The organism is Flexivirga lutea, assembly GCF_054778955.1.
Window position 1 is genome coordinate 1102325 of the sequence record NZ_BAAGZB010000001.1, and the last position, 22044, is coordinate 1124368.

20 protein-coding genes are annotated in these 22044 nt (G+C 68.5%); 9 read left to right on the top strand and 11 right to left on the bottom strand.

Translation table 11 applies throughout. The features are described from left to right. Positions 1-17 precede the first annotated feature (17 nt). Both ACYVBN_RS05130 and erpA read left to right on the top strand, forming a co-directional pair. Positions 18-1052 carry a glycerate kinase gene (locus ACYVBN_RS05130; RefSeq protein ID WP_460599568.1) on the top strand — a complete coding sequence of 345 codons (1035 nt, stop codon included), beginning with the start codon at positions 18-20 and terminating at the stop codon, positions 1050-1052. A 123-nt stretch (positions 1053-1175) separates the two neighbouring features. After that, the gene (gene erpA, locus ACYVBN_RS05135) at positions 1176-1538 is read left to right on the top strand and encodes a HesB/IscA family protein (RefSeq protein WP_460599569.1); all 363 of its coding nucleotides are present in this window, start codon (positions 1176-1178) and stop codon (positions 1536-1538) included. Positions 1539-1790: 252 nt separating this feature from the next. Here the strand turns inward: erpA and ACYVBN_RS05140 are convergent, their stop codons facing one another. The 4 genes from ACYVBN_RS05140 to ACYVBN_RS05155 all read right to left on the bottom strand — a co-directional run bounded on the left by ACYVBN_RS05140 (position 1791) and on the right by ACYVBN_RS05155 (position 7925). Then, positions 1791-5105, bottom strand: a complete 3315-nt coding sequence (locus ACYVBN_RS05140) for a glucodextranase DOMON-like domain-containing protein (protein WP_460599570.1) — start codon at positions 5103-5105, stop codon at positions 1791-1793. Between the two features lie 113 nt (positions 5106-5218). Continuing rightward, entirely contained in the window at positions 5219-5695 is a 477-nt protein-coding gene (locus tag ACYVBN_RS05145; protein ID WP_460599571.1) for an MFS transporter, read from the bottom strand. Next, positions 5683-6621 carry an MFS transporter gene (locus tag ACYVBN_RS05150; RefSeq protein ID WP_460599572.1) on the bottom strand — a complete coding sequence of 313 codons (939 nt, stop codon included), beginning with the start codon at positions 6619-6621 and terminating at the stop codon, positions 5683-5685. Before ACYVBN_RS05150 ends, ACYVBN_RS05145 begins: the two co-directional genes overlap by 13 nt. Positions 6622-6623: 2 nt before the next feature. After that, entirely contained in the window at positions 6624-7925 is a 1302-nt protein-coding gene (locus ACYVBN_RS05155) for a zinc-binding metallopeptidase family protein (RefSeq protein ID WP_460599573.1), read from the bottom strand. A 92-nt stretch (positions 7926-8017) separates the two neighbouring features. On the opposite strand from ACYVBN_RS05155, the gene ACYVBN_RS05160 reads away from it, so the two are divergent. From ACYVBN_RS05160 to ACYVBN_RS05180, 5 genes are all read left to right on the top strand, one after another. Continuing rightward, positions 8018-9004, top strand: coding sequence for a carbohydrate kinase family protein (locus ACYVBN_RS05160; protein ID WP_460599574.1), 987 nt, complete (start codon positions 8018-8020; stop codon positions 9002-9004). A gap of 10 nt (positions 9005-9014) precedes the next feature. Then, on the top strand, positions 9015-9731 hold the full coding sequence (gene aat / locus ACYVBN_RS05165; RefSeq protein ID WP_440281108.1) for a leucyl/phenylalanyl-tRNA--protein transferase: 717 nt from the start codon (positions 9015-9017) through the stop codon (positions 9729-9731). A gap of 167 nt (positions 9732-9898) precedes the next feature. Further along, complete coding sequence (ctaC, locus tag ACYVBN_RS05170) at positions 9899-10852, top strand: aa3-type cytochrome oxidase subunit II (RefSeq protein WP_440281107.1); 954 nt, start codon at positions 9899-9901, stop codon at positions 10850-10852. Continuing rightward, on the top strand, positions 10852-12624 hold the full coding sequence (gene ctaD / locus ACYVBN_RS05175) for a cytochrome c oxidase subunit I (RefSeq protein ID WP_460599575.1): 1773 nt from the start codon (positions 10852-10854) through the stop codon (positions 12622-12624). Before ctaC ends, ctaD begins: the two co-directional genes overlap by 1 nt. A gap of 8 nt (positions 12625-12632) precedes the next feature. Then, on the top strand, positions 12633-13034 hold the full coding sequence (locus ACYVBN_RS05180) for a cytochrome c oxidase subunit 4 (RefSeq protein ID WP_440281105.1): 402 nt from the start codon (positions 12633-12635) through the stop codon (positions 13032-13034). A 232-nt stretch (positions 13035-13266) separates the two neighbouring features. Here ACYVBN_RS05180 and ACYVBN_RS05185 read toward each other — a convergent pair whose 3' ends face one another. From ACYVBN_RS05185 to ctaE, 5 genes are all read right to left on the bottom strand, one after another. Beyond that, positions 13267-13626 (bottom strand): metallopeptidase family protein, encoded by a 360-nt coding sequence (locus tag ACYVBN_RS05185; protein ID WP_440281104.1) that lies wholly within the window; start codon positions 13624-13626, stop codon positions 13267-13269. Positions 13627-13717: 91 nt separating this feature from the next. Further along, complete coding sequence (gene qcrB, locus ACYVBN_RS05190) at positions 13718-15520, bottom strand: cytochrome b (protein WP_460599576.1); 1803 nt, start codon at positions 15518-15520, stop codon at positions 13718-13720. Beyond that, positions 15520-16677 carry a cytochrome bc1 complex Rieske iron-sulfur subunit gene (qcrA, locus tag ACYVBN_RS05195; protein ID WP_440283500.1) on the bottom strand — a complete coding sequence of 386 codons (1158 nt, stop codon included), beginning with the start codon at positions 16675-16677 and terminating at the stop codon, positions 15520-15522. The genes qcrB and qcrA overlap by 1 nt, the downstream gene beginning before the upstream one ends. Further along, positions 16677-17456, bottom strand: a complete 780-nt coding sequence (gene qcrC / locus ACYVBN_RS05200) for a cytochrome bc1 complex diheme cytochrome c subunit (RefSeq protein WP_440283499.1) — start codon at positions 17454-17456, stop codon at positions 16677-16679. The genes qcrA and qcrC overlap by 1 nt, the downstream gene beginning before the upstream one ends. 58 nt (positions 17457-17514) lie before the next feature. Further along, positions 17515-18177, bottom strand: a complete 663-nt coding sequence (gene ctaE, locus ACYVBN_RS05205; protein ID WP_440283498.1) for an aa3-type cytochrome oxidase subunit III — start codon at positions 18175-18177, stop codon at positions 17515-17517. Positions 18178-18425: 248 nt separating this feature from the next. Here ctaE and ACYVBN_RS05210 point away from each other — a divergent pair, with 248 nt between their 5' ends. Next, positions 18426-18866, top strand: a complete 441-nt coding sequence (locus ACYVBN_RS05210) for a response regulator transcription factor (protein ID WP_460599577.1) — start codon at positions 18426-18428, stop codon at positions 18864-18866. 14 nt (positions 18867-18880) lie between these two features. Then, on the top strand, positions 18881-19951 hold the full coding sequence (gene trpD / locus ACYVBN_RS05215; RefSeq protein ID WP_460599578.1) for an anthranilate phosphoribosyltransferase: 1071 nt from the start codon (positions 18881-18883) through the stop codon (positions 19949-19951). On the opposite strand, the gene ACYVBN_RS05220 is transcribed toward trpD, so the two are convergent. Further along, positions 19948-20229 (bottom strand): Lrp/AsnC family transcriptional regulator, encoded by a 282-nt coding sequence (locus tag ACYVBN_RS05220; protein WP_440283495.1) that lies wholly within the window; start codon positions 20227-20229, stop codon positions 19948-19950. The genes trpD and ACYVBN_RS05220 overlap by 4 nt on opposite strands. Positions 20230-20257: 28 nt before the next feature. Further along, positions 20258-22021, bottom strand: a complete 1764-nt coding sequence (locus tag ACYVBN_RS05225) for a DEDD exonuclease domain-containing protein (RefSeq protein ID WP_460599579.1) — start codon at positions 22019-22021, stop codon at positions 20258-20260. Positions 22022-22044 lie beyond the last annotated feature (23 nt).

The following is a 22044-nucleotide window of genomic DNA, read 5'->3' on the forward strand; positions in this document are numbered from 1 at the left end:
GCCGTCACAATGGTCCGGTGCGCGTTGTCATCTGCAGTGACCACTGGGACCACCTGCCCGCCGGCGACATCACCGCCGCGATCGGGCGGGGCTGGCGGGACCGGCGGCCGGAGACCACCGTCGTGCAGCTGCCCTTCTCGTCCGGGGGAGCCGGCTTCGTCACCGCCCTGGCCCGGTCGCTCGACGCGCACACCCCGCCGGCGCACGGTGACACACTGCTGCGCGCGAACGGAGTGCACTACCTCGACGGCGCCCGGCTGATCGATGGAGCCGACTCCGCGCCGCTCGGTGCGGCGCTCGCCGAACTCATCCAGGAGGGTGCTCGGCGCGTCGTCGTCGGCGTCGGCGATGCCGCAGGCGTCGACGGTGGGGCCGGCCTGCTGCGCACGCTCGGTGGCAGTGACGACCTCGAGGTGGCCCTCCCGCGCGCCGTCGAACGCGCCCGGTCGCTCCAGCTCGTGGCGGCATACCGCGAGGACATCGCGCTGCTCGGACTGCAGGGCGCCTCGGCTGCCGCGGTCGACACGCTCGGCTGGACCGGGCAAGAGGCCCAGGACAACGAGCGCCGCATCGGCGAGTTCGCCGCGCGGGTATACCGCATCGTGCCGCCGCCGAAGGACCTGCTGACCGGCAAGGTGCACGCCCTCGACCGGGACCCGGGCAGCGGCGCCGGCGGAGGCGTCGGATTCGCGCTGTCCGTCCTCGGTGCACAACTGCGATCCGGCGCCGACCTGTTCGGCGAGACCGTCGATCTCGCCGGCCACGTGGCCGCGGCGGACCTCGTCGTCGTCGGCACCCGCATCTTCGACTGGCGCAGCCTTGCCCACGACACCGTCGCGACCGCAGTGCAGGCGGCGGCCGCCGCGGCGACACCGGCCATCGTGCTCGCCGAACGCGTCGACGTCGGGCGCCGCGAGACCATGTCCCTCGGCGCTTCCGCGGCATACCCGCTCCTGGACGCCCACAGCCTGCGGCGGGCCGCCAGCCTGGACCACCTGCCCGCCGTCACCGCGCTGGCGCGGCGGGTCGCGGGCACCTGGTCGGCAACCTGAGAATCAGGACGTACCCTGGAGACACAGCAACCCAAGTGGACACGCTGGGAACAAGACCGGCCGGCACCGTGTTGCAGCTGCTGACCGTCATCCGTTCGACCGCAACGAGAAGGACTTGATGCCATGAGCGTCGACACCAACGCTTCTTCGACCACCGAGACCCACAACGTCGAGCTGACCGACGTCGCCGCGTCCAAGGTCAAGAGCCTGCTCGAACAAGAAGGCCGCGCCGACCTGCGCCTGCGGGTCGGCGTGCAGCCCGGCGGTTGCTCGGGCCTGATCTACCAGCTCTACTTCGACGAGCGCACGCTCGACGGTGACCTGGTGCGCGACTTCGGCGGTGTCGAGGTCGTCGTCGACCGGATGAGCGCCCCCTACCTGGACGGCGCCAAGATCGACTTCGCCGACACCATCGAGAAGCAGGGCTTCACCATCGACAACCCCAACGCGGGCAGCTCCTGCGCCTGCGGAGACAGCTTCAGCTGAGTTTTATTGCTTCGGCTCCTCGCAAAACGGCGGGTGGGCTCACCGAACGAGTTCGGTGAGCCCACCCGCCGTTTTGGTCGTCGCCTCCGCGGCCGTTGGGTTGTCGTGCGGGTGGGTTGTCGTGGGCCGTCGCCATGACCGTTGGGTTGTCGTGCGGCTGGGTTGTCGTGGGCCGTCTCCGCGGTCGGTGGGTTGTCGTCCGGTTGGGTCGTCGTGGGCCGTCGCAACGACCGGTTCGACCGTCAATGGGCATCAGGGGACCGGCACACCCTCCACGGCCACCGGACCGTTGAGCGGATTCAGCTCCGCCGCCTGGTCCACCCCGGAGGGCGCGATGACGTCCATCACCTTGGGCACCGTGCCCGGGTCGACCGAGCAGATCGAGGCGGTGTCACCGGAGGCGCACACGCCGAACGAGTACGCACCCGGGGTCGCGGTGAACGCGCGCGCATGATCGGAGCTGTAACCGTCCTGCCCGGCGAGCGCGACCGAGAACGACCATCCCGACCCAGGTGTGCCGAACTGGTCCGCCGGCACCGCGATGGTGATCGTCCGGTTCGCCTGCGACGCCACCACGGCCGACACCGAGCCCGCGGCCCGGCCGTCGGCGTCCACCCACACCGGCGACGCGAAGCCCTGGACCTCCAGGCGCTGACTCCAGGCACTGTCGTCGGCGATCGCGTAGTTGCGGCTCGGGTACGGCGCGGCCGTCGAGGTGGACGAGGCGTCCGGGCGGTGCACGTAGATGTCGAGCAGCTGGGCACCCATCAGGTTGCCGAAGGTCGGCGTCAGCGTGCGCAGCGTGGTGCGCAGATAGACCGTGTCGCCCTGCGTGATCACCTGGAAGCGGGTGAGGTCATACGAGCCGGCGACGAAGTCCGAAGCGGTCGGGTACTGGTAGGTCCCCGGCCCGTTGTCATCACCGGTCGGGTCCGTCACGTCCAGCACCGTGGTGCCGCCGACCAGGTCACCGGTCACCGAGACCTGCGCATAACCCGTTCCCGAATCTGTCGTCGCGGTGACCGTGATGACGTCCGTGCCGAAGCCCACCGGCAGCTGCAGGGAGTAGCTGCCGTCAGCGCCCGCGGTCGTCGACACCGGCGACGAGTAGCTGCCGGTGTCGGTGCCCGCGACGTTGGCGACGACCGTCGCGCCGGGCGTGGTCGAGCCGGTCACTGTCACGGTCCCGCTCACCGTCGAGCCACCGGTGGGTGAGCTGATCGTCACCGGCACGGCGTCGGGTGCGTCATGGGCGACATACCGCTCGGTGGTGATCGACGGACGGTCGTTGATCGAGCCGCTCCACGTGTCGGTGAGCAACCGCAGTAGCTGGGCCTGGGCCCAGGTCAGGGGAGCGGCGGATCCGTTCGCGTGTCCGTTGCGGAAGCCGATCGACGCGGTCGCCGGATCGGAGCCGTATGGCGCGGCCGCCAGGTCATCGGCCGTCCACACCTGCTCGGGCACCAAGCCCACCCCGCTGGCCGAATCGAGCATGAAGTCCAGCTGCGACTGCGCCAACGCCTCGTCGCCGGTCGCCAGGGCCATCTCGGCGCGCTCACCGGACAGCACCGGCCAGACGCCGCCGCTGCCGGTGTCGGTCGTCGGCCACGGCTGCCCGGGTGTGCTGCAGGAGGTCTGCGACGGCTTCGCGCAGTCGCCGTACCCGTCGGCGGTGCCGAGCGAGGCGTCGTTGCCGTAGCGGTAGTAGCCCGTCCCGGTCGCGGTCGGCTGCGCGATCTGCGTGTCGAGCACCCGCAGCGAGTTGCGCACGTCGGCGTCCGTGGCGCTGAGCACGCCCAACCGCACCAGGTCCTGGAACCCGCCGTCCACGACGGCGCGCTGGTCCAGGTCGGGACCGCCGTTGCCGAGGTTGTAGGTGTACGGCGAGTCCGGGTCGCCGTTCTTCGACAACCGGATGAAGTACGGCTTGCTGCTGTAGGGGCCGTTCGAGGTGACGGTCAGGTCCTTCACCGTCCGCTGGAAGTGGTCGGCGGTCGCCTGCCAGAGCTTGGCGTCCGCGGTGTCGCCCTGCTGCTCGGCGATGGTCGCCGCGGCGGTGAGCCCGGCGATCTCTGCCGCGATGGTCGACGGCGAGTAGCCGGACTGCTCCTCCCAGCGCTCACCGGAGGTCCACGGACCGTGCGCGACCAGGTAGTTGGCCGCCGGCTTGATGTGGTCGGTGAACAGTGTCGCGTCCGAGCCGAGCCCGGACAGGTACGCCATCAGGATCGGGTAGGCCGTTTCGTCCAGTTGGTCGCCACCGGTGTCCGGTGCCGGCTTGCCGTTCAGCAGCGAGTTGCGCGGCATGTTGCCGGCCGCCAGTTGCTGCTTGTCGAAGAGGAACCGCGTCGCCGCCTGCGCCGATGCGATGTCACCGTCGGCGAGGAAGCCCGTCGCGGTCTCGTAGAGGTCCCGCGCGAACACCTCCCGGTAGGACCCGAAGTAGACCGGTTTGCCGCCCACCAGGTCACCGGCGCTCACCGCCTGCCCCCAGGGGCTGGCCAGCGACGCGACGGTCGCGCCCGGGAAGGTCTTGTCCTCGCTCGCCTTCAGCACGTTCGCGCTCAGCCAGTACGCCGCGCGCTCCTGCGCCGTCGCCGACCTCGCCGGCTGCTTCAGGCCGCGGTCGTAGGTGCGCCAGGTGTTGGTGTATGCCGCGGCCACGCCGGCGAAGGCGCGCGACACCGATCCGCGCGCCGCGTCGACCGCGCCCTGCTCCGAACGACCGAAACCGAGCGACAGCGTGATGTCCTGCCCGCGGTGCGGCGTGACGTCCTCGGTGGCGACGATGTGCCCGTCCGGTGCGCTGGTGTACGTCGTCCCGAGATCGTGGCCGGCGTCGAGTTGCTGCAGGCCGTCGGAGCCGGTCCCGGCATACCCGACGGACGCGGCGCCGTGCCGGGCGGCGGTGAGCGCCATGAAGGTCGGGACGGCATACGTGCGGTTGGTGGCCTGGCTGACGGTGTCGGTGTCGTGGATGACCGGGACGCCGCCGGTGACGGTGCCGGTGTCGGCTCCGCCGTTGTCGCTGCCGCCGCCTCCGTTGCCGTTGACGTGGGCGTCGAGCCGGGCGTAGACGGACAGGTCGTTGACGTCGAGCCGTGACCCCGGTGTCGCCGAGAGCTTGGTGTGCATCACCACCGAGTCGCGTGCGGGGTCGGTGACGTAGGTGGTCGTGAGCCGGTAGCCGTGCTTGCTCGTGGCGGTCACGGTGCACTTCATCCCGGTGGAGTCGGCCGCAACGGTGTAGCTCAGGTCGCGCGACTGCAGATCGGTGAACGTGTCGCCGTCGGTGACGACGTACTGCAGGGACTGCACGTCGGAGTTGTCGATGGTGGGTTCGTAGACGTCGGACAGCACGCCGTTCGCCACGGTGTACCAGACCTTCGACCCGCCGGCGGCCGTGCCGACGCAGTCCTTGCGCGCCAGGTCGAACCGGCTGAGCGTGCCCGGCCCGCCGGGTGCCGTCGAGGTCTGCGCGTGCGCGGGGGAGTACGGCGCCATCAGGCCGAGCGCGACCACCACCGCGGTGCCGAGGCCGAGAACGAGACGTGCAGGACGAGTCATGGGAGCACCTACTGTCTGTGCGGATCCGGGGAGCGGGCAGGCGGGGAGCGCCGGCCCGCGGACGGAGGCTACTCCTGCCGGACCGGCAGGTGGGGTCTTGCGGGCGGCCGGTGTCAGTCCGTGGGACGGGTGAGGACCAACAGCGCGCCGCCGACCAACGCGGTCACCCCGCAGATCGCCCACACCACGAGGTATCCGTGCAGTGGCGCGTGGTTCTGTGCGGCGTCCGAGTCGATCGACCCGGTGGTGGCCAGCGCGATCGCGAAGAGGCTGCTGGCGATCGCGCCACCGACGGTCTTGGTCATGTTCGTCATACCCGTGACGACGCCGGTATGGCGCGCCGGCGCCGCGGCGGCCGCGGCTGCCGGGAGGCCGGCGACCAGCATCCCGGAGCCGACCCCGGCGATCCCGAGGTTGACCATCAGGGCACCGGTGCTGCCGTGCCGGGGCAGGAAGAGCAGGTAGCCGACGGCGACCAGCAGCGACCCCAGCGCGAGCGCCCCGCGGGCGCCCATCCGCCGGGCGAGCGCCGGCAGCACCACCGCTCCGACGGCGAGGGTGGCGACGTACAACCCGATCAGGGTGGACACGCGGGCTGCGCTGACACCGAGGCCGTAGCCGGTGACCCCGGGTCGGTACGGGCGAAGGTGGACAGCGGGATCTGGGCGCCGAGCACCGAGAAGCCGAAGAAGAACGCCGCGAGCTGGATGGGCGCCTGGGCCCGGCCGAACAGCAGCCGGGTGTCGATCAGCGGCTGCTGCTGCGATCGTTCGAACCGGACGAACCAGCCGAGCACGGCTACCCCGGCCAGCAGCACGAGGATCGCCCACGGGCTGCCCGGTCCCTGCACCCGGACCAGGATCAGCCCCGCCATCAGGCCGACGAGCCCGACGCTGACCAGCGTGGTCCCGCCGGCGTCGAGGCGCTCCTTCGACGCCACCGGGATGCCGGGCACGCCGAACCAGATCGCCGGCACCGCGAGGGTCACGATCACCGCGGGCACACACAGCACCAGGTGCAGCGAGACGTGCCCCGCCAGCCCACCGGCCAGCAGCGCCGTCGCGATCACCGACACCTCCAGCGTGCACACCAGCACAGCGGCGGCCAGCCGGGTCATCTGCTCCTCGCCCTCGGTGCGGCGGTGCACGATCGCGATCTCCAGCGGCAACCAGATCGCGTAACACCCGGCCACCGCCCAGCAGACCAGGAACGTCCAGAAGTCCGGCGCCAGCGCGACGCCCCAGGTGGCGACCGCGGTCACCGCCGTGGAACCGAGCAGCACCTGGCGGTGGCCGACCAGGTCGGCCACCCGCGCCAGCACCGCCACCACGATGGCCGACAGCGCGAGCTGGGCGGCCTCGAACCAGTTGACGTCGGCGTCCGCGATCCCCAGCTCCCGGGCGATGTCGGTGTACAGCGGCGTGTAGAAACCCTGCAGGGCCCCGCTGGCGATCTCCACACAGACGAGGAACCCGACGACGGCGCCGACCCCCGCCAACGGGCGGGTGCGCGTCACGGTCACAGCGCCCGCAGCAGCGCGCGGTACCAGGCGATGCCCTCCAGGTAGGACCGCACCTGCAGGTGTTCGTTCACGTTGTGCAGGCTCTGCCGTTGCGCCTCGCTCATCCGGAACGGGTTGAAGCGGTAGCAGTTGTGCCACACCCGCTGGAAGTGCCGCGCGTCGGTGGCGGCCATGACGACGTAGGGCACCGGGACGACATCCGGGAGCACCTCACGCGTGACCTGCTCGAGCAACTCGAACGCCTCGCCCAGCTCGGCCACCGGGCTCGGGTCCTCGGCCGACCGGACGACCACCTCGATGTCCTCGCCGACCAGCGTGCGCACGCGTTCGACCGCGTCATCGGCGGTCTCGGTGACCGCGACACGCAGGTTCACACCGGCGGTGGCCGTCGTCGCCAGCACGTTGGTCGCCCGTGCTCCCGCGAGTTCGGTGACGGCGTATGTCGTGCGCGTCATCGCGGCGGTCGCGGGTCCGAGCCGGGCGAAGATCTTCGACAGCGGCCGGCGGAACGTCCCGGCCCGGCCGACGAGCGCACCGAGCGGACCACGCACGTGCGGCGCCACGCGCTGCAACATCTCCAGCGCCGGTTCGGGGAGTTGCGCCGGCGCCGGATGCTTCTCCAGCGCCAGGATCGCCCGCGCCAACTTCGCCGGTGCGCTGTTCCGCGGTGGCATCGACGCATGACCACCCTCGGCGCGGGCGACGAGCTCCAGGTCGACGACGCCCTTCTCGGTGAGGCCGATGACCGCGAGCGGACTCGAGACACCGGGGAACGCGCCGCTGACCGCCATACCGCCCTCGTCGAGGACCAGCCACGGCTGCACGGCACGCTCCTGCAACGCGGCGATCGCCGCCTGCGCCGTGGTGCCGTGCACCTCCTCGTCGGCCCCGAACGACAACCACACGTCCTGCGCCGGATGGACACCCTCGCCGATCAGCTCCTCGACCGCGGCGCACACGGCCACCAGTGATCCCTTGCAGTCCAGCGTGCCGCGCCCCCACACGACGCCGTCCACCACCCGCCCGTCGTATGCCGGATGCGTCCACTCGTCACGGGGATCGACCGGCACGACGTCCTGATGGGCCATCAGCACGACCGGACGACTGCTCTGCTCGCCCGGCCAGCGCAACAACAACGCATGGTCCGGCAGGTCGACCTGCTCGCAGGTGCCGAACAGCAGCGGGAAGTGGCTGCGCAGGTCGGCATGCAACCCGTCGAACTCGGCGGCGTCCTTGCTCGCACCGGCCACGGTGCGGCGCCGGACGGCGGCCTGCAAGGCTGCGACAGCATCAGTCATGGCCGGAGTCTAGGCAGCGCGGCGGAGCACCGGCAGCACTTCGGCGGGCGGTGGTCGTCCGGTCCGCGCGCTGCTGTCATAGGTTGGACCCCATGAAGATCGCCGTGACCGGATCCATCGCCACCGATCACCTGATGACGTTCAAGGGTCGGTTCGCCGACTCGCTCGTCGTCGACCAGTTGGACAAGCTCTCGTTGTCCTTCCTTGCCGAGGACCTGCAGATCCGTCGCGGCGGAGTCGCGGCCAACATCTGCTTCGGAATGGCCAACCTGGGCCTGCACCCGGTGTTGGTCGACGCGGTGGGCGAGGACTTCGCCGACTACCGGTCCTGGCTGGAGCGGCACGGCGTCGACTGCGAGTCCGTCTACGTCTCCGAGACCAAGCACACAGCGCGTTTCGTCTGCACCACCGACGACGACATGGCGCAGATCGCCACGTTCTACGCAGGTGCCATGAGCGAGGCCCGCGAGATCGAACTCGCGCCGGTCGCCCGCCGGCTCGGGGGACTGGACATGGTGATGGTCGGCCCGTCCGATCCCGAAGGCATGCGACGGCACACCATCGAGTGTCGTCAGCGGGGCATCCCGTTCATCGCCGACCCCAGCCAGCAGCTGGCATTCGCCGACGGTCCGTTCATCCGCGAGCTCATCAGCGGCGCCGACTACCTGTTCACCAATGAGTACGAAGCCCACATGACCGAGCAGAAGACCGGCTGGTCGGCCGACGAGATCCTGCAGCAGGTCGGCACCCGGGTGATCACCAAGGGCAAGGAGGGCGCGGTCATCCTGCGTCGCGACGAGGACCCGATCGAGGTGCCCGTCGCCCGGGAGGTCGGCCGGGTGGACCCGACCGGTGTCGGCGACGCGTTCCGTGCCGGCTTCCTCGCCGGGCTGACATGGGAGCTGGACCTGCGCACCTGCGCCGAGATCGGCTCCATGTTGGCGACCTACGTGCTGGAGACCGTCGGCACGCAGGAATACGTGTTGCGCAAGCAGGACTTCCTGAACCGGCTCGGCGAGTCGTACGGCGACAAGACCGCCGCCACCGTCGAGCCGCTCCTGGCCTGCCCACGCGGCTGAGGGCGCGCCCGTGCCCGTCGAACCCGCCCCGAGTCGCTGGAACCTCGACGAGCAGCAGCAGGAGGACGTCGCCCAGGACCTGATCGCCGTGGGCGCCGACCTCCAACCGGGGACGTTGCTGGCGGCATACCGGGCGGGCATGTTCCCGATGGGCATCGGCGACGACGGGCGGCGACCCATCGGTTGGTGGTCACCGGTCCGCCGCGGTGTCCTGCTGCCAGGCGACTTCCACGTCTCACGTTCGCTGCGGCGGACGCGGCATCGGTTCCGGCTCACCTACAACACCGCGTTCACCGACGTGGTCGACGCCTGCGCCGACCCGTCCCGCTCGGGCCGCTGGATCACCCCCGACATACGGGCGGCATACGAACAGCTCCACCTGCTCGGCTGGGCCCATTCGGTGGAGACGTGGGACGGCGAAGGTCGGCTCGTCGGGGGACTGTACGGCGTCTGCACCGGAGGATTGTTCGCAGCGGAATCGATGTTTCATCGCGCGACGGATGCGGGCAAGGTCGCGGTGTGGGCGCTGACCGAACTCGTCTTCGGCGACGGCGACCCGCGCCGGCTCATCGACGTGCAGTGGCAGACCGGGCACCTCGCCACCCTGGGTGTCCGGGAGATCCCGCGCCGCGAATACCTGCGTCGGGTGGCGGAGGCGGGGGAGACGCCGCTGCCGCCGTGCTGGGACGACCCAGTGGGCCACGACGGACCGTTCGACACTCTGTAGAGCCGGGATCCCCGGCTCCGCGGCGGCCGGACGGGTCGGCGGCCGGCGAGCGCTGTGCACCCGGCGGGCACCTTTTCGCCGAGTTGGTCGTTGGGACAGTCGAATTGATCCATCCCGAGGGCCTGCCCTGACGTCGACTTCGAATACGACTGGGATAGAGTCTGCATGTGCCCGGATCTGACAAACCCCTCGTGGAATCCGCGCGCCGTTCCCAGCCTGTTGGGCGACGGCGGCGCAGCAAGGTCGCCTTCGGAGGTCTGATAGCCGTCAGCGCGCTGCTGCTGACCGGCTGCACCCCCGTGGAGAAGCGCGGTTACCTACCCAAGGGCGTGACCAGCCTGAGCAAGCAGATCACCGATTTCTGGGTGTCTGCATGGGTCTGGGCGCTCGTGGTCGGCGTCATCACCTGGGCGATGATCATCTACTGCGTCATCCGCTACCGCCGCAAGAAGACCGATGTCGGCCTCCCGCCGCAGCTGGCCTACAACGTGCCGATCGAGATCCTCTTCACGGTCGTGCCGATCTTCATGGTCGCCGTCTTCTTCGGCAAGACCGTGCAGATGGAAAACAAGATGCTGGACACCAGCCAGAAGCCGGACGTCACGGTCAATGTGGTCGGCAAGCAGTGGTCCTGGGACTTCAACTACGTCAACGCGAAGGTCTACGACGCGGGCACCCAGGCCAACATGTCGGCGCCGAACCCGGAGAGCACCATCCCGACCCTCTACCTGCCGGTGGACAAGAAGGTGGAGTTCGTGCTCACCTCGCGGGACGTCATTCACTCCTTCTGGGTGATCCAGTTCCTGCAGAAGATGGACATGATCCCGGGCAAGGTCAACAAGTTCCAGGTCACTCCGACCGAGATCGGCACCTACCAGGGCAAGTGCGCCGAGCTGTGCGGTGCCTACCACTCACAGATGCTGTTCAACGTGAAGGTCGTCAGTCAGTCCGACTTCCAGAAGAAGATGCAGCAGTTGCGTGACCGGGGCAACGTCGGCTTCCTGTCCAATGCGCTGGTCCGGGACTCCTCGACGCTCGAGCAGCAGGCCCAGCAGAAGATGCAGCAGTACCTCCCCCCGGGGATCACTGGCTCTGACATCGTCACCGAAGGAGCGAAGTAATGGCCAGCATCGTCACGCCACGCGTGGGGGACGCCGGTGGCACCGGTGACGCGAACCCCACGACTCCTTCCGCGACCCGGCACCCGGGCCGCACGATCGTCAAGTGGATCACTGCCACCGACCACAAGGTGATCGGCAACCTCTACTTCATCACCTCGTTCGCCTTCTTCCTGATCGGCGGAGTGCTCGCGCTGATGATCCGCGCCGAGCTCGTCTCGCCGGGTCTGCAGATCGTGGAAAACCCCGAGCAGTTCAACCAGCTGTTCACCATGCACGGCACCATCATGTTGTTGCTGTTCGCGACACCGCTGTTCGCCGGTTTCGCCAACGCGATCATGCCGCTGCAGATCGGTTCGCCGGACGTGGCGTTCCCGCGACTGAACATGTTCGCCTACTGGCTCTACCTGTTCGGCGGCCTGATCGCCAGCGCCGGCTTCCTCACCCCCCAGGGTGCAGCCGCGTTCGGCTGGTTCGCCTACGCACCGCTGTCCAACGCGACCTACAGCCCCGGTGTCGGTGGCAACCTGTGGGTGTTCGGTCTGGCGCTGGCCGGATTCGGCACGATCCTCGGCTCGGTCAACTTCATCACCACCATCGTGTGCATGCGCGCACCCGGTATGACGATGTTCCGGATGCCGATCTTCACCTGGGGTGTGCTGATCACCTCGATCCTGGTGCTCGTGGTCTTCCCGGTCCTCGCGGCGGCACTGTTCGGACTCGGCGCCGACCGGATCATGGGGGCGCACGTCTTCGACCCGCAGACCGCCGGAGCGATGCTGTGGGAGCACATGTTCTGGTTCTTCGGGCACCCCGAGGTCTACATCATCGCCCTGCCGTTCTTCGGCATCATCTCCGAGATCATCCCGGTCTTCTCCCGCAAGCCGGTGTTCGGCTACAAGACCCTGGTCTTTGCGACCATCGCGATCGCCGCTCTGTCGGTGAGCGTGTGGGCGCACCACATGTATGCGACCGGCCAAGTGCTGCTGCCGTTCTTCGCGATCATGACGATGCTGATCGCGGTGCCCACGGGCGTGAAGTTCGTCAACTGGGTCGGCACCATGTACGGCGGGTCGCTCACCTTCGAAACACCCATGCTCTGGTCGGTCGGCTTCCTGGTGACCTTCCTGTTCGGTGGCCTCACCGGCGTCATCCTGGCCAGTCCCGCGCTGGACTTCCACCTGTCCGACTCCTACTTCGTGGTCGCGCACTTCCACTACGTGGTGTTCGGCACCGTCGTCTTCGCGATGTTCGCGGGCTGGTATTTCTGGTGGCCCAAACTGACCGGCCGGATGCTCGACGAGAAGCTGGGCAAGCTGCACTTCTGGTTGCTGTTCATCGGTTTCCACACCACGTTCCTGATCCAGCACTGGCTGGGTGTCAAGGGCATGCCGCGCCGGTACGCCGACTACCTTCCCTCCGACGACTTCCAGTGGATGAACGACATCTCGTCGGTGGGCGCGCTGATCCTCGGCATCTCGATGCTGCCGTTCATCTACAACGTTTGGAAGACCTGGCGGACCGCGCCCAAGGTCGAGGTCGACGACCCGTGGGGCTACGGCGGATCCCTGGAATGGGCCACCTCCTGCCCGCCGCCGCGGCACAACTTCGACTCGATCCCGCGGATCCGCTCCGAGCGTCCCGCCTTCGACCTGCACCACCCGCAGGCGGCCTCGTGGACGGTCAAGGCGTCGGAGGACACGCTTGCTCAGCTGGTGGGTCCGGGCGACCGCGGCAACCAGTCGTTGGGTGACAAGCCCGGGAAGGGTGAGTGAATCTCGCCATGAAGGTTGAATTCAAACTCTTCGGCTTCCTCACCATCTTCTTCGTGGTGATGGGCACCATCTACGGGATCGCCACCTATTGGGAGGAGCCAGTCGGCTCCGTCGGGCTCTACCTCTCCGGTGCGCTGAGCGCACTGATCGGTGGCTTCTTCTGGTGGACCGGCCGCAAGATCGATCTGCGTCCGGACGACGATCCGATGGGCGAGCAGAACGACGTCGAGGGCGACTACGGATTCTTCAGCCCGCACTCGTGGTGGCCGCTGTTCCTCGGCGCCTCCCTGGCGATCATCGCTCTGGGTCTGGCGGTGGGCTGGTGGCTGGTCATGCTCGCCGTGCCGTTCGTCGCACTGGCCGCCATCGGCTGGGTCTTCGAGTACTTCCACGGAGAGCACTCCATCTGAGTCAGCACGAAGCGGCCCGTCATACACGATGTATGGCGGGCCGCTTCGCTGTGCAACCCAGTCGGCGACCGTTGCCGGTGACACGCGCCCGCAGGGCACCAGACCCGCCTCAATCGGCGACCGTTGCCGGTGATGCACGCCCGCACCCACCCCACCCGCGCACAGTCGGCGACCGTTGCCGCTTACGCACACCCACGCGGGCCACGCGACGCCCACCTGCGCCGCGCGGGACTCACCCCCAGCCGAGTTCGTGCAGCCGCGCGTCGCTGATGCCGAAGTGATGGCCGATCTCGTGCAGCACGGTCACCCGGATCTGGTGCAGCAGCTGCTCACGCGTGTGGCAGTACCGGGTCAGCGGACCGCGGAAGATGTAGATGCGGTCCGGGAGTTGCCCCAGCCCGTAGCTGGAGTCGCGCTGGGTGAGCGGGACGCCGACGTAGAGGCCCAGCAGGCCGGGTACGCTGCCGGGCTCAGGTTCGTCCTCGACGCTGATCGCGACGTTGTCCAGGCGGTCCAGGAGGTCCTGCGGGATGGTGTCCAGAGCGTCCGCGACCGCGTCCTCGAACTGCTCCGTGCTGAGCTGGATCGGCATGGCTGCAGAGTAACCACCGTCGCCGAACGCGCAACGGCCGCGCTCACCGAGGTCGGTGAGCGCGGCCGTTGCGCGGGATGAGTCTGCCGACTCAGTCCTGTTTGTTGTGGGGTGTCGGGTGACCGTAGGCGTGGGCCGCCCCGATCTCCTCGGCACCTCCGTGCATGTGGCCCGATTCGGCCTCGTCGGGGCGCGATTCGATCTCCTCGGTCGCATGCCCGTCGTGGTGGGCTGCCGCGAGTTCCATCGGAGTCACCGGCTCCACACGGTCCTTGAAGTAGTAGTGCGTCAACCGAGCGCGCAGGCGATCCTTGCGCGCGCTCTTACGAGCGACACCGTGGCTGTCGGTCTCGGAGGTCAGCTCCACCGGGGCGGGGGAGTCGAAGGCGACCAACGGCCACCGCTGGAAGTCGTCCAGCGACTCGTGGGCCTCGAAGAACCGGCCCTTCGCAGTGCGGACCAGGCGCCCACTTTCGCGGCCGTGCAACACCAGGTCACGGTCGGCGCGCTGCAGTGACAGACACAGCCGCTTGACGACCCAGAAGACGATGACCGGCGCGACGATCAGCCCCACTTGGAAGGTGCGGGTGATGTCGTCGATCGACAGGTGGAACTTGATCGCGATGATGTCGTTGCCGCAGGCGGCGAACAGGATGCCGTAGAAGGTGATCGCAGCCATACCCAGGCCGGTGCGGGTCGGTCGGTTGCGCGGCCGGTCGAGGAGGTGATGCTCCTCGTTGTCGCCGGTGACCCACTTCTCCACGAACGGATAGAGACCCATGATCGTCCACAGGATCGGAATCATCAGGATCGCGCCGATCATGATGTTGAAGCTCCAGGTCTTGCCGAAGAGATCGAACTCCAGGAATCCGGGCAACAATCGGAGCGCGCCGTCGGCGAACCCCATGTACCAGTCCGGCTGCGAGCCGGCGGTGACCATCGTCGGCGCGTAGGGGCCATACATCCAGATCGGGTTGATCGAGACCAGGCCGGCGATCAGCGTGGTGACACCGAAGACGACGAAGAAGAAGCCACCGGCCTTGGCCGCATAGACCGGCATCATCGGGAAGCCGACGACGTTCTTGTTGGTGCGTCCCGGGCCGGGGTACTGGGTGTGCTTGTGCACCATCACCAGGATGATGTGCGCGGTGAACAGCCCCACCAGGATGGCCGGCAACAGCAGGACGTGGATGGTGAAGAACCGCGGAATGATGTCCTCGCCGGGGAAACCACCGCCGAAGAGGATGTAGCTGATGTAGGTGCCGACGACCGGGATCGACAGGATGAAGCCCTGCATCGCGCGGATGCCGGTGCCGGACAGCAGGTCGTCCGGCAGCGAGTAGCCGATGAAGCCCTCGACCATGGCAAGCATGGCCAGCAAGAGGCCGATGATCCAGTTGATCTCACGCGGCTTGCGGAACGCGCCGGTGAAGAACACGCGGAACATGTGCAGGGCGATCGAGACCACGAAGATCAGCGCGGACCAGTGGTGGATCTGCCGGATCAACAGACCGCCCTTGACGTCCAGCGAGATGTGCACGGTGGAGGCGAACGCCTGGCTCATCTCGACGCCCTTGAGCGGGACGTAGGGGCCTTGGTAGACGGTCTCGCCCATGCTCGGCACGAACCAGAAGGTCAGGAACGTGCCGCTGATCAGCAGGATGATCAGCGAATACATCGCGATCTCGCCCAGCATGAAGGACCAGTGGTCGGGGAAGACCTTCTTCATCAGGTAGCGCACGCCCTTGGCGGCGCCGGTGCGCTCGTCCATCCAGTTGGCGACGGCGCCGACCGGACCGCCACCACCGGAGGGTGCAGTCATCTTGTCGTCCGCACGCAACGCGTCAGCGGTGCTGCGTGCCCCGTCCTGTTCACTCACTCGGTCGGCGCTCATCAGCCACGCTCCCAGAAGCTCGGGCCGACCGGCTCGTCGAAGCCGTGCGGCGCGTAGAGGTATCCCTCATCGTCCACTGCAATCTTCAACTGGGGAAGCGGTCGCTTCGCCGGGCCGAAGATGACGTGGCAGTCGTTGGTCAGGTCGAACGTCGACTGGTGACACGGGCACAACAGGTGATGGGTGGTCTGCTCGTAGAGCCCGACCGGGCAGCCGACGTGCGTGCAGATCTTCGAGTAGGCGACAACGCCGTTGATGCCCCAGTCACGCTCACGGGCGACCTTGATCCGGTCCTCCTGCAGCGAGATGAGGATGACCGACGCCTTGACCTTCTCGTTGATCGGGTGCTCGGTGTCGTTGATGCCCTCGGGCAGCACGTGGAAGACCGAACCCAGCGTCACGTCGGACAGTCGGATGGCGGTCCCGTCGGGGTCGCGCATCAGGCGACGGGGGCGGGTCACCGGCTTGCCGTTCTTCATCTCCGGCTTGCCGTCGGGACCGAGCACCGGCACCTCGGTGTCCCACAGCGTGGTGCGCAGGTCTTCGACGTCGCCCTTGAACGGTCCCAGGCCGCCGATCAGCTGCAGGCCGAGCGGCACGGCGAACAGGCCGAGTGCACCACCCAGGCTGTACTTGATGAGCGGGCGCCGGTTGATCTGGGAGGACTCCGCACCGTCATTGAGGACGGCGATGGCGCCGGCGCGTGCTTCGTCGTCGGACCGCAGCGTATGACGCTCCTCGATGACCTCCTCGTCGGACATCAGCGTCTTGGCCCAGTGGATCGCGCCCAGGCCGATGCCGAGCAGCGACACCGCGAGCGTCACGCCGAGCGCGACGTGCAGCGCGTGCACCTTGCCCAGGATCGGCAGGGTGATGTTCTCGTCCTCGCCGATGATCGCGTAGGCGACGACGAACAGGACGGTGGCCAGCATGGACAGGCCGAAGAGTGTGGCGACCTGACGTTCACTGCGGCGCGCGGCCGCCTCGTCGTGGTCGCCGAGGCGGTGCACGTGCGGCGGCAGGCCTGGGTTCTCGAACCGGTCCGGCAGCGCGTGGCGGCCGGCGCGGGTGTCGACCGTGCGGCCGGATATTTCGTGGCTCACCGCGTGGTCCGGCGAGCCGGAGGCGGGCAGCGAAGCTTCGTTGTCGTCAGTCATCAGGCAGCCTTCTTACCGAGCCAGACGGCGATCAGGATCAACATGCCGATGCCGATGGTCCAGGCGAACAGACCCTCGGGCACCGGACCCAGGTTGCCCAGGCTCCAGCCGCCGGGGCTCGACTCCGTCTTGACGTTCTGCAGGAACGAGATGATGTCCTTCTTGTCCTGCGGTGACAGGTTGGTGTCGTTGAAGACCGGCATCGACTGCGGGCCGGTCAGCATCGCCTCGTAGATGTGCTTGCCCGAGACGTCCATCAGGTTCGGCGCGTACTTGCCGCGGGTCAGTGCACCGCCGGAGCCGGCGAAGTTGTGGCACATCGCGCAGTTGACGCGGAAGAGCTCGCCACCCTTGGCGATGTCGCCGCCGCCGTTGGTGAGGCTGGCGGCGGGAACTGCCGGACCGTCGCCGAGCGATGCGACGTATGCCGCCAGGTCGGACGTCTCCTGCTGGCTGAACTGGGTGCCGTGCCGCTCCGCCTGCACTCCGGGGGCGGCGAGCGGCATACGGCCGGTGCCGACCTGGAAGTCGACGGCCGCAGCGCCCACCCCGACCAGGGAGGGACCACCGTCGCCACCGGCACCGTCCAGGCCGTGGCAGCTGGCGCAGTTGGTCAAGAAGAGCTTGTGTCCGGCGGCAGCGGCCTGCGTGGTGCTGGACGCGGCGTCGGCGTTCTTGGGAGCGAACGCGGAGTAGAGGCCACCGGTGATGATGAGACCGAGAAGCAACACGATCACGATCGCTGCCGGGTGCCGGCGGCGGGCAACGAGTGAACTCACGAAGTCGTCCTGTCGTCGTTGGGGGAATGGGTGGTCGACATCTTCAGGCAGCCGCCCGTCACTGGAGCAGGTAGATCGTGGCGAACAGTGCGATCCAGACGACGTCGACGAAGTGCCAGTAGTAGGACACGACGATCGAGCCGGTCACCTGGTGATGCGTGAACTTCTTCGCGGTGAACGTGCGGCCGATGATCATCAGGAAGGCCATCAGGCCGCCGGTGACGTGCAGCGCGTGGAAGCCGGTGGTCAAGTAGAACATCGAGCCGTAGGCGTCGGAGTTCAGCGAGATGCCCTCACCGAACATGTTGGAGTATTCGAGCACCTGCCCGGAGACGAAGATGGCGCCGAAGAGGAACGCCAGGACGTACCACTCGCGCATGCCCCAGCTGCCCAGCTGCCACAACTTGCCGTCGCGGTGCGGCTTGCCGGCCTCGGCCTTGAAGACGCCGAACTGGCACCAGATCGAGGAGATCACCAGGATCAGGGTGTTGCCGAAGGCGAAGCCGACCTCGAGGTGACTGGTGCGCTCGGTCCACAGCGGCCCGGCCACGGAGCGGATCGTGAAGTACATCGCGAACAGTCCCGCGAAGAACATCAACTCGCTGGCCAGCCACACCATGGTGCCGACTGCCGTCAGATTGGGTCGACTGACAGGTCCATGACCTGCCGGGATCGGGGAATCGCTCGTATGAGCCGTCGTTGCGGTCGCCACGTCCGCCATTATGGCCCCATCGGGGCAAGTATGCGCGAGCGACCCCCTGACGAGTTCCTTTTCGTAGCAGCGTTTCTGCTCGAATCGCGCCATGAGCGGGTAAAAGGTGCCGTCATACGGGCGGTGTCGTGTGGTGGAACGCCCGGCTGCTGTCGTTCGTGCCCGACCGGGCCAGTAGCATCGGGTGCCATGAGCGAGCGCAGCGAGCGACCGACGGTGCAGGCGAATGGCAGTACCCGACGGAGGAGGGAACTGGCATGAGCGCATCCTCCGCAGTGGTCCCGGCAGGCAAGACATCCGGTGGCGTGCACGAGCTGACCGTCCTGCTCTACAGCGACGACATCGCCACCCGAGACGCAGTCCGGCTGGGCGTCGGTCGTCGTCCGGCCAAGGACGTGGAGATCACCAGCTGGCGTGAGTGCGCGACTCCTGCGGCCGTGGTCGACGCCGTCGACAAGGAGCACTACGACCTGCTCATCCTCGACGGTGAGGCGGCCAAGCTCGGCGGCCTGGGGCTGTGTCGGCAGCTGAAGAACGAAATCTTCGAGTGTCCGCCGGTCCTGGTGCTGACCGGCCGTCCGTCCGACGGCTGGCTGGCGGTCTGGTCGCAGTGCGACGCCGCCGTGCCGCACCCGATCGACCCGCTGACGATCGGATCGGCCATCGCCGACCTGGTGCGTCGCGGGGTCGCTTCCTGATCGACCGCGCCGAGATGGCAGCGGAGTTCAGCTGGCCGGCGCTGCTCAACACCCTGCTGGACGGGCAGGATCTCACCGCCCCGCAGGCGGGGTGGGCGATGGACAAGATCATGTCCGGCGAGGCGACCGGTTCGCAGATCGCCGGTTTCCTGGTGGCGCTGCGGGCCAAGGGCGAGACCGTCGACGAGTTGCGCGGCCTGGCCGACGAGATGATCCGGCACGCGGTGCCGATCACGGTCCCCGGCACGACCCTGGACATCGTCGGCACCGGCGGCGACGGCGCGCACACTGTCAACATCTCGACCATGTCCGCGATCGTCTGCGCCGGTGCCGGCGTGACGTTGGTCAAGCACGGCAACCGTGCCGCGTCCTCGAAATCCGGCGCGGCCGATGTGCTCGAGGCGCTGGGCATCCGACTGGACCTGACGGCGGCGCAGGTGGCGTCCGTCGCACGAGCGGCCGGGATCACCTTCTGCTTCGCGCAGACCTTCCATCCGTCGTTCCGTTTCACCGCACCGACCCGCAGCGAGCTCGGCATTCGCACGGCGTTCAACGTGCTCGGCCCGCTCACCAATCCCGCGGCGCCGCAGTTCGCGTCGATCGGTGCGGCCGACCCCCGGATCGTGCCGTTGATGGCCGGCGTGTTCGCTGAACGCGGGCGCAACGCTGCGGTCTCCCGGGGCGACGACGGTCTGGACGAAGTGACGGTGACGACGACGTCGACGGTGCACTGGGTGGCCGACGGCCGGGTGAGCACTCACACGATCGACCCGCGGGACCACGGCGTGCAACTGGTCGGCATCGAAGCGCTGCGCGGTGGCGACGCCGCGCGCAACGCCGAGGTCGCGCGCGCACTCTTCGCCGGCACGCTCGGCCCGGTGCGCGACGCGGTCCTGCTCAACGCGGGACTGGCGCTCGCCGTCGTCGGCAGCGGGGAGGCCACCGGGCGGTTCGGGCCGTATGACGATCTTGGCGCGGCCCTCGATGCAGGGATCGCGCGGGCGGCCGAGTCGATCGACTCGGGCGCGGCGACCGCCGTGGTGGATCGGTGGGCGGCGACCACCGAGGCTGCCCGCCGGGCCTAGTCGTCCAGTCCGATGGCGAAGGCCGCGCCGAGGTCGCTGTTGGAGTAGGTGCGGAACGCGATGTGCGTCTGTGAGTCCCGCACCCCCTCGACCTTGTTGAGCCGGTCGGCGATGACGTCGGCGAAATCCTCGTGCCGGGCGACCTTCGCGACCGCGATCAGGTCCACGTCGCCGGTCACGCTGTAGACCTCGGCGATGCCGTCGATCTCGGAGATCTCCTGCGCCACTTCGGGGATGCGGTGGACATCGGCCTTGATCATCACGATCGCAGAAATCATGCCCTCAGCTTAATGTCACGGGCACATCTCACGCGGTCGCACGCTGTGGCCGGGTCCGTCGGCGCAACGCGGTGGAGTCCTCGAAACCGAGGGCGTCGGCCTGGTCGATCGTCTCGTCCAGCGACGCCTCGGCCCGCGCCGCGCCGCCCACCGGGCACACCCACGTGCCGTCGATGTCGACGATCCGGACGCCGGGCTGTTCCAGCCACCGCAGGATCTTCTCGGTCTCCTCGTGCGTCGCGGCCGGAACCGGTGCATCAGGCCGCCGGACGTGCTCGGCGCTCTCGCGCAGTGCCGCGATGTAGCTGCGCGGGTCGGTGCGCGGCGGGCACACCGTGGCGCCGGCGAAGCGGCCGTAACGCACGCAGGTGAACTCCCACCCGCCGACCGGCGTCGGCGCGGCGGCGATCAGCTCCGCGCTGGTGGCCAACGGCGTCATACGTTGGGCACGGGCAGCGGCGCGGACCAACGCGAGCATCCGGTCACGAACCACTGCAGCGTCTTCGAAGCGCTGGTCCGCGGCGAGCGTGCGCAACCGATCATCGAGAGCATCGAGCACGTGGTGGCCGTCACCGTCGAGTGCCCTGGCGACGCGCAGCGCGATCTGCGCGTATTCGTCGGGGGACTGCCGGCCGTCGCAGGGGGCGCCGCATCGCCCCATCTCGGCCAGTGCGCATGCCGATCCGGTGCCTCTGCGGGACAACCGGCTGGTGCACTGACGCAGCGGCACGACCTCGTGCACCGCGGCCACCGCCTGCTCGGCGGCGGCCCGCGAGGTGAACGGGCCGGCGTAGGTGCCGCCGTCGTCGCGCACCGCGCGCACGATCGAGAGCCGGGGGAAGAGTTCAGGGGTCAGCTTCAGCCACATCGCCCGCTCGGGATGACGGGAGCGACGGTTGTACCGAGGCTTGTGCTCGGCGATCAGGCGCAGCTCGCGAACCTGCGCCTCCAGGGTGGTGTGGCAGACGATGGGTGTCACCGAGGTGGCCAGCCGCACCATCTCTGCCATCCGGCTACGGTGCTCACTGGCGGTGAAGTAGGTGCGGACCCGGCGCTTGATGTCGATCGAGGTGCCGATGTAGAGCGGTCGGCCGCGCTCGTCCTTGAAGACGTAGACCCCCGGCGCCGAAGGCAGGGCGTCCGCCAGAAAGCGCTTGCGGCGCTGGTCGGGCGTCACCCGTGAGGTGTAGGACCGCAACTCCTCCAGCGTGTGCACGCCGAGATTGCCCACCCGTTCGATGAGCCCGTGCAGCACGTCGACGGTCGCCTGCGCGTCGTGCAACGCCCGGTGGTCGGGGGTGACCCGGGTGCTGAAGACCCGAGCGAGCGAGGACAGCTTGTGGTTGGGTGCTTCGTCGCGGGTCACCAACTGCCGGGCCAGGTGCACGGTGTCGAGCACGGTGTTGCCCGGCCAGGGCAGGCCCTGGCGTTCGCAGTTGACCTTCAGGAAGGTGATGTCGAACCGGGCGTTGTGCGCCACGAGCACCGCATCGCCGATGAATTCGAGGAAGGCCGGTAGCGCGGAGCCGATGTGCGGAGCCGAGGCCACCATGGGGTCGGTGATGCCGGTCAGCACCGAGATGAAGGCGGGGATGGGCTCGCCCGGGTTGACGAGGGTCTGGAACTCGCCGAGCTGCTGCCCGCCGCGCACCTTGACGGCGCCGATCTCGGTGATCTGGCACTCGGTGGCGCTGCCGCCGGTGGTCTCCAGGTCCAGCACGACGAACGTGACGTCGGCAAGCGATGTGCCGAGGTCGTCGAAGGTCGACTGGATCGGGGCCGGCGAGGTCATACGGACGAAGGTATGGCGCAGGT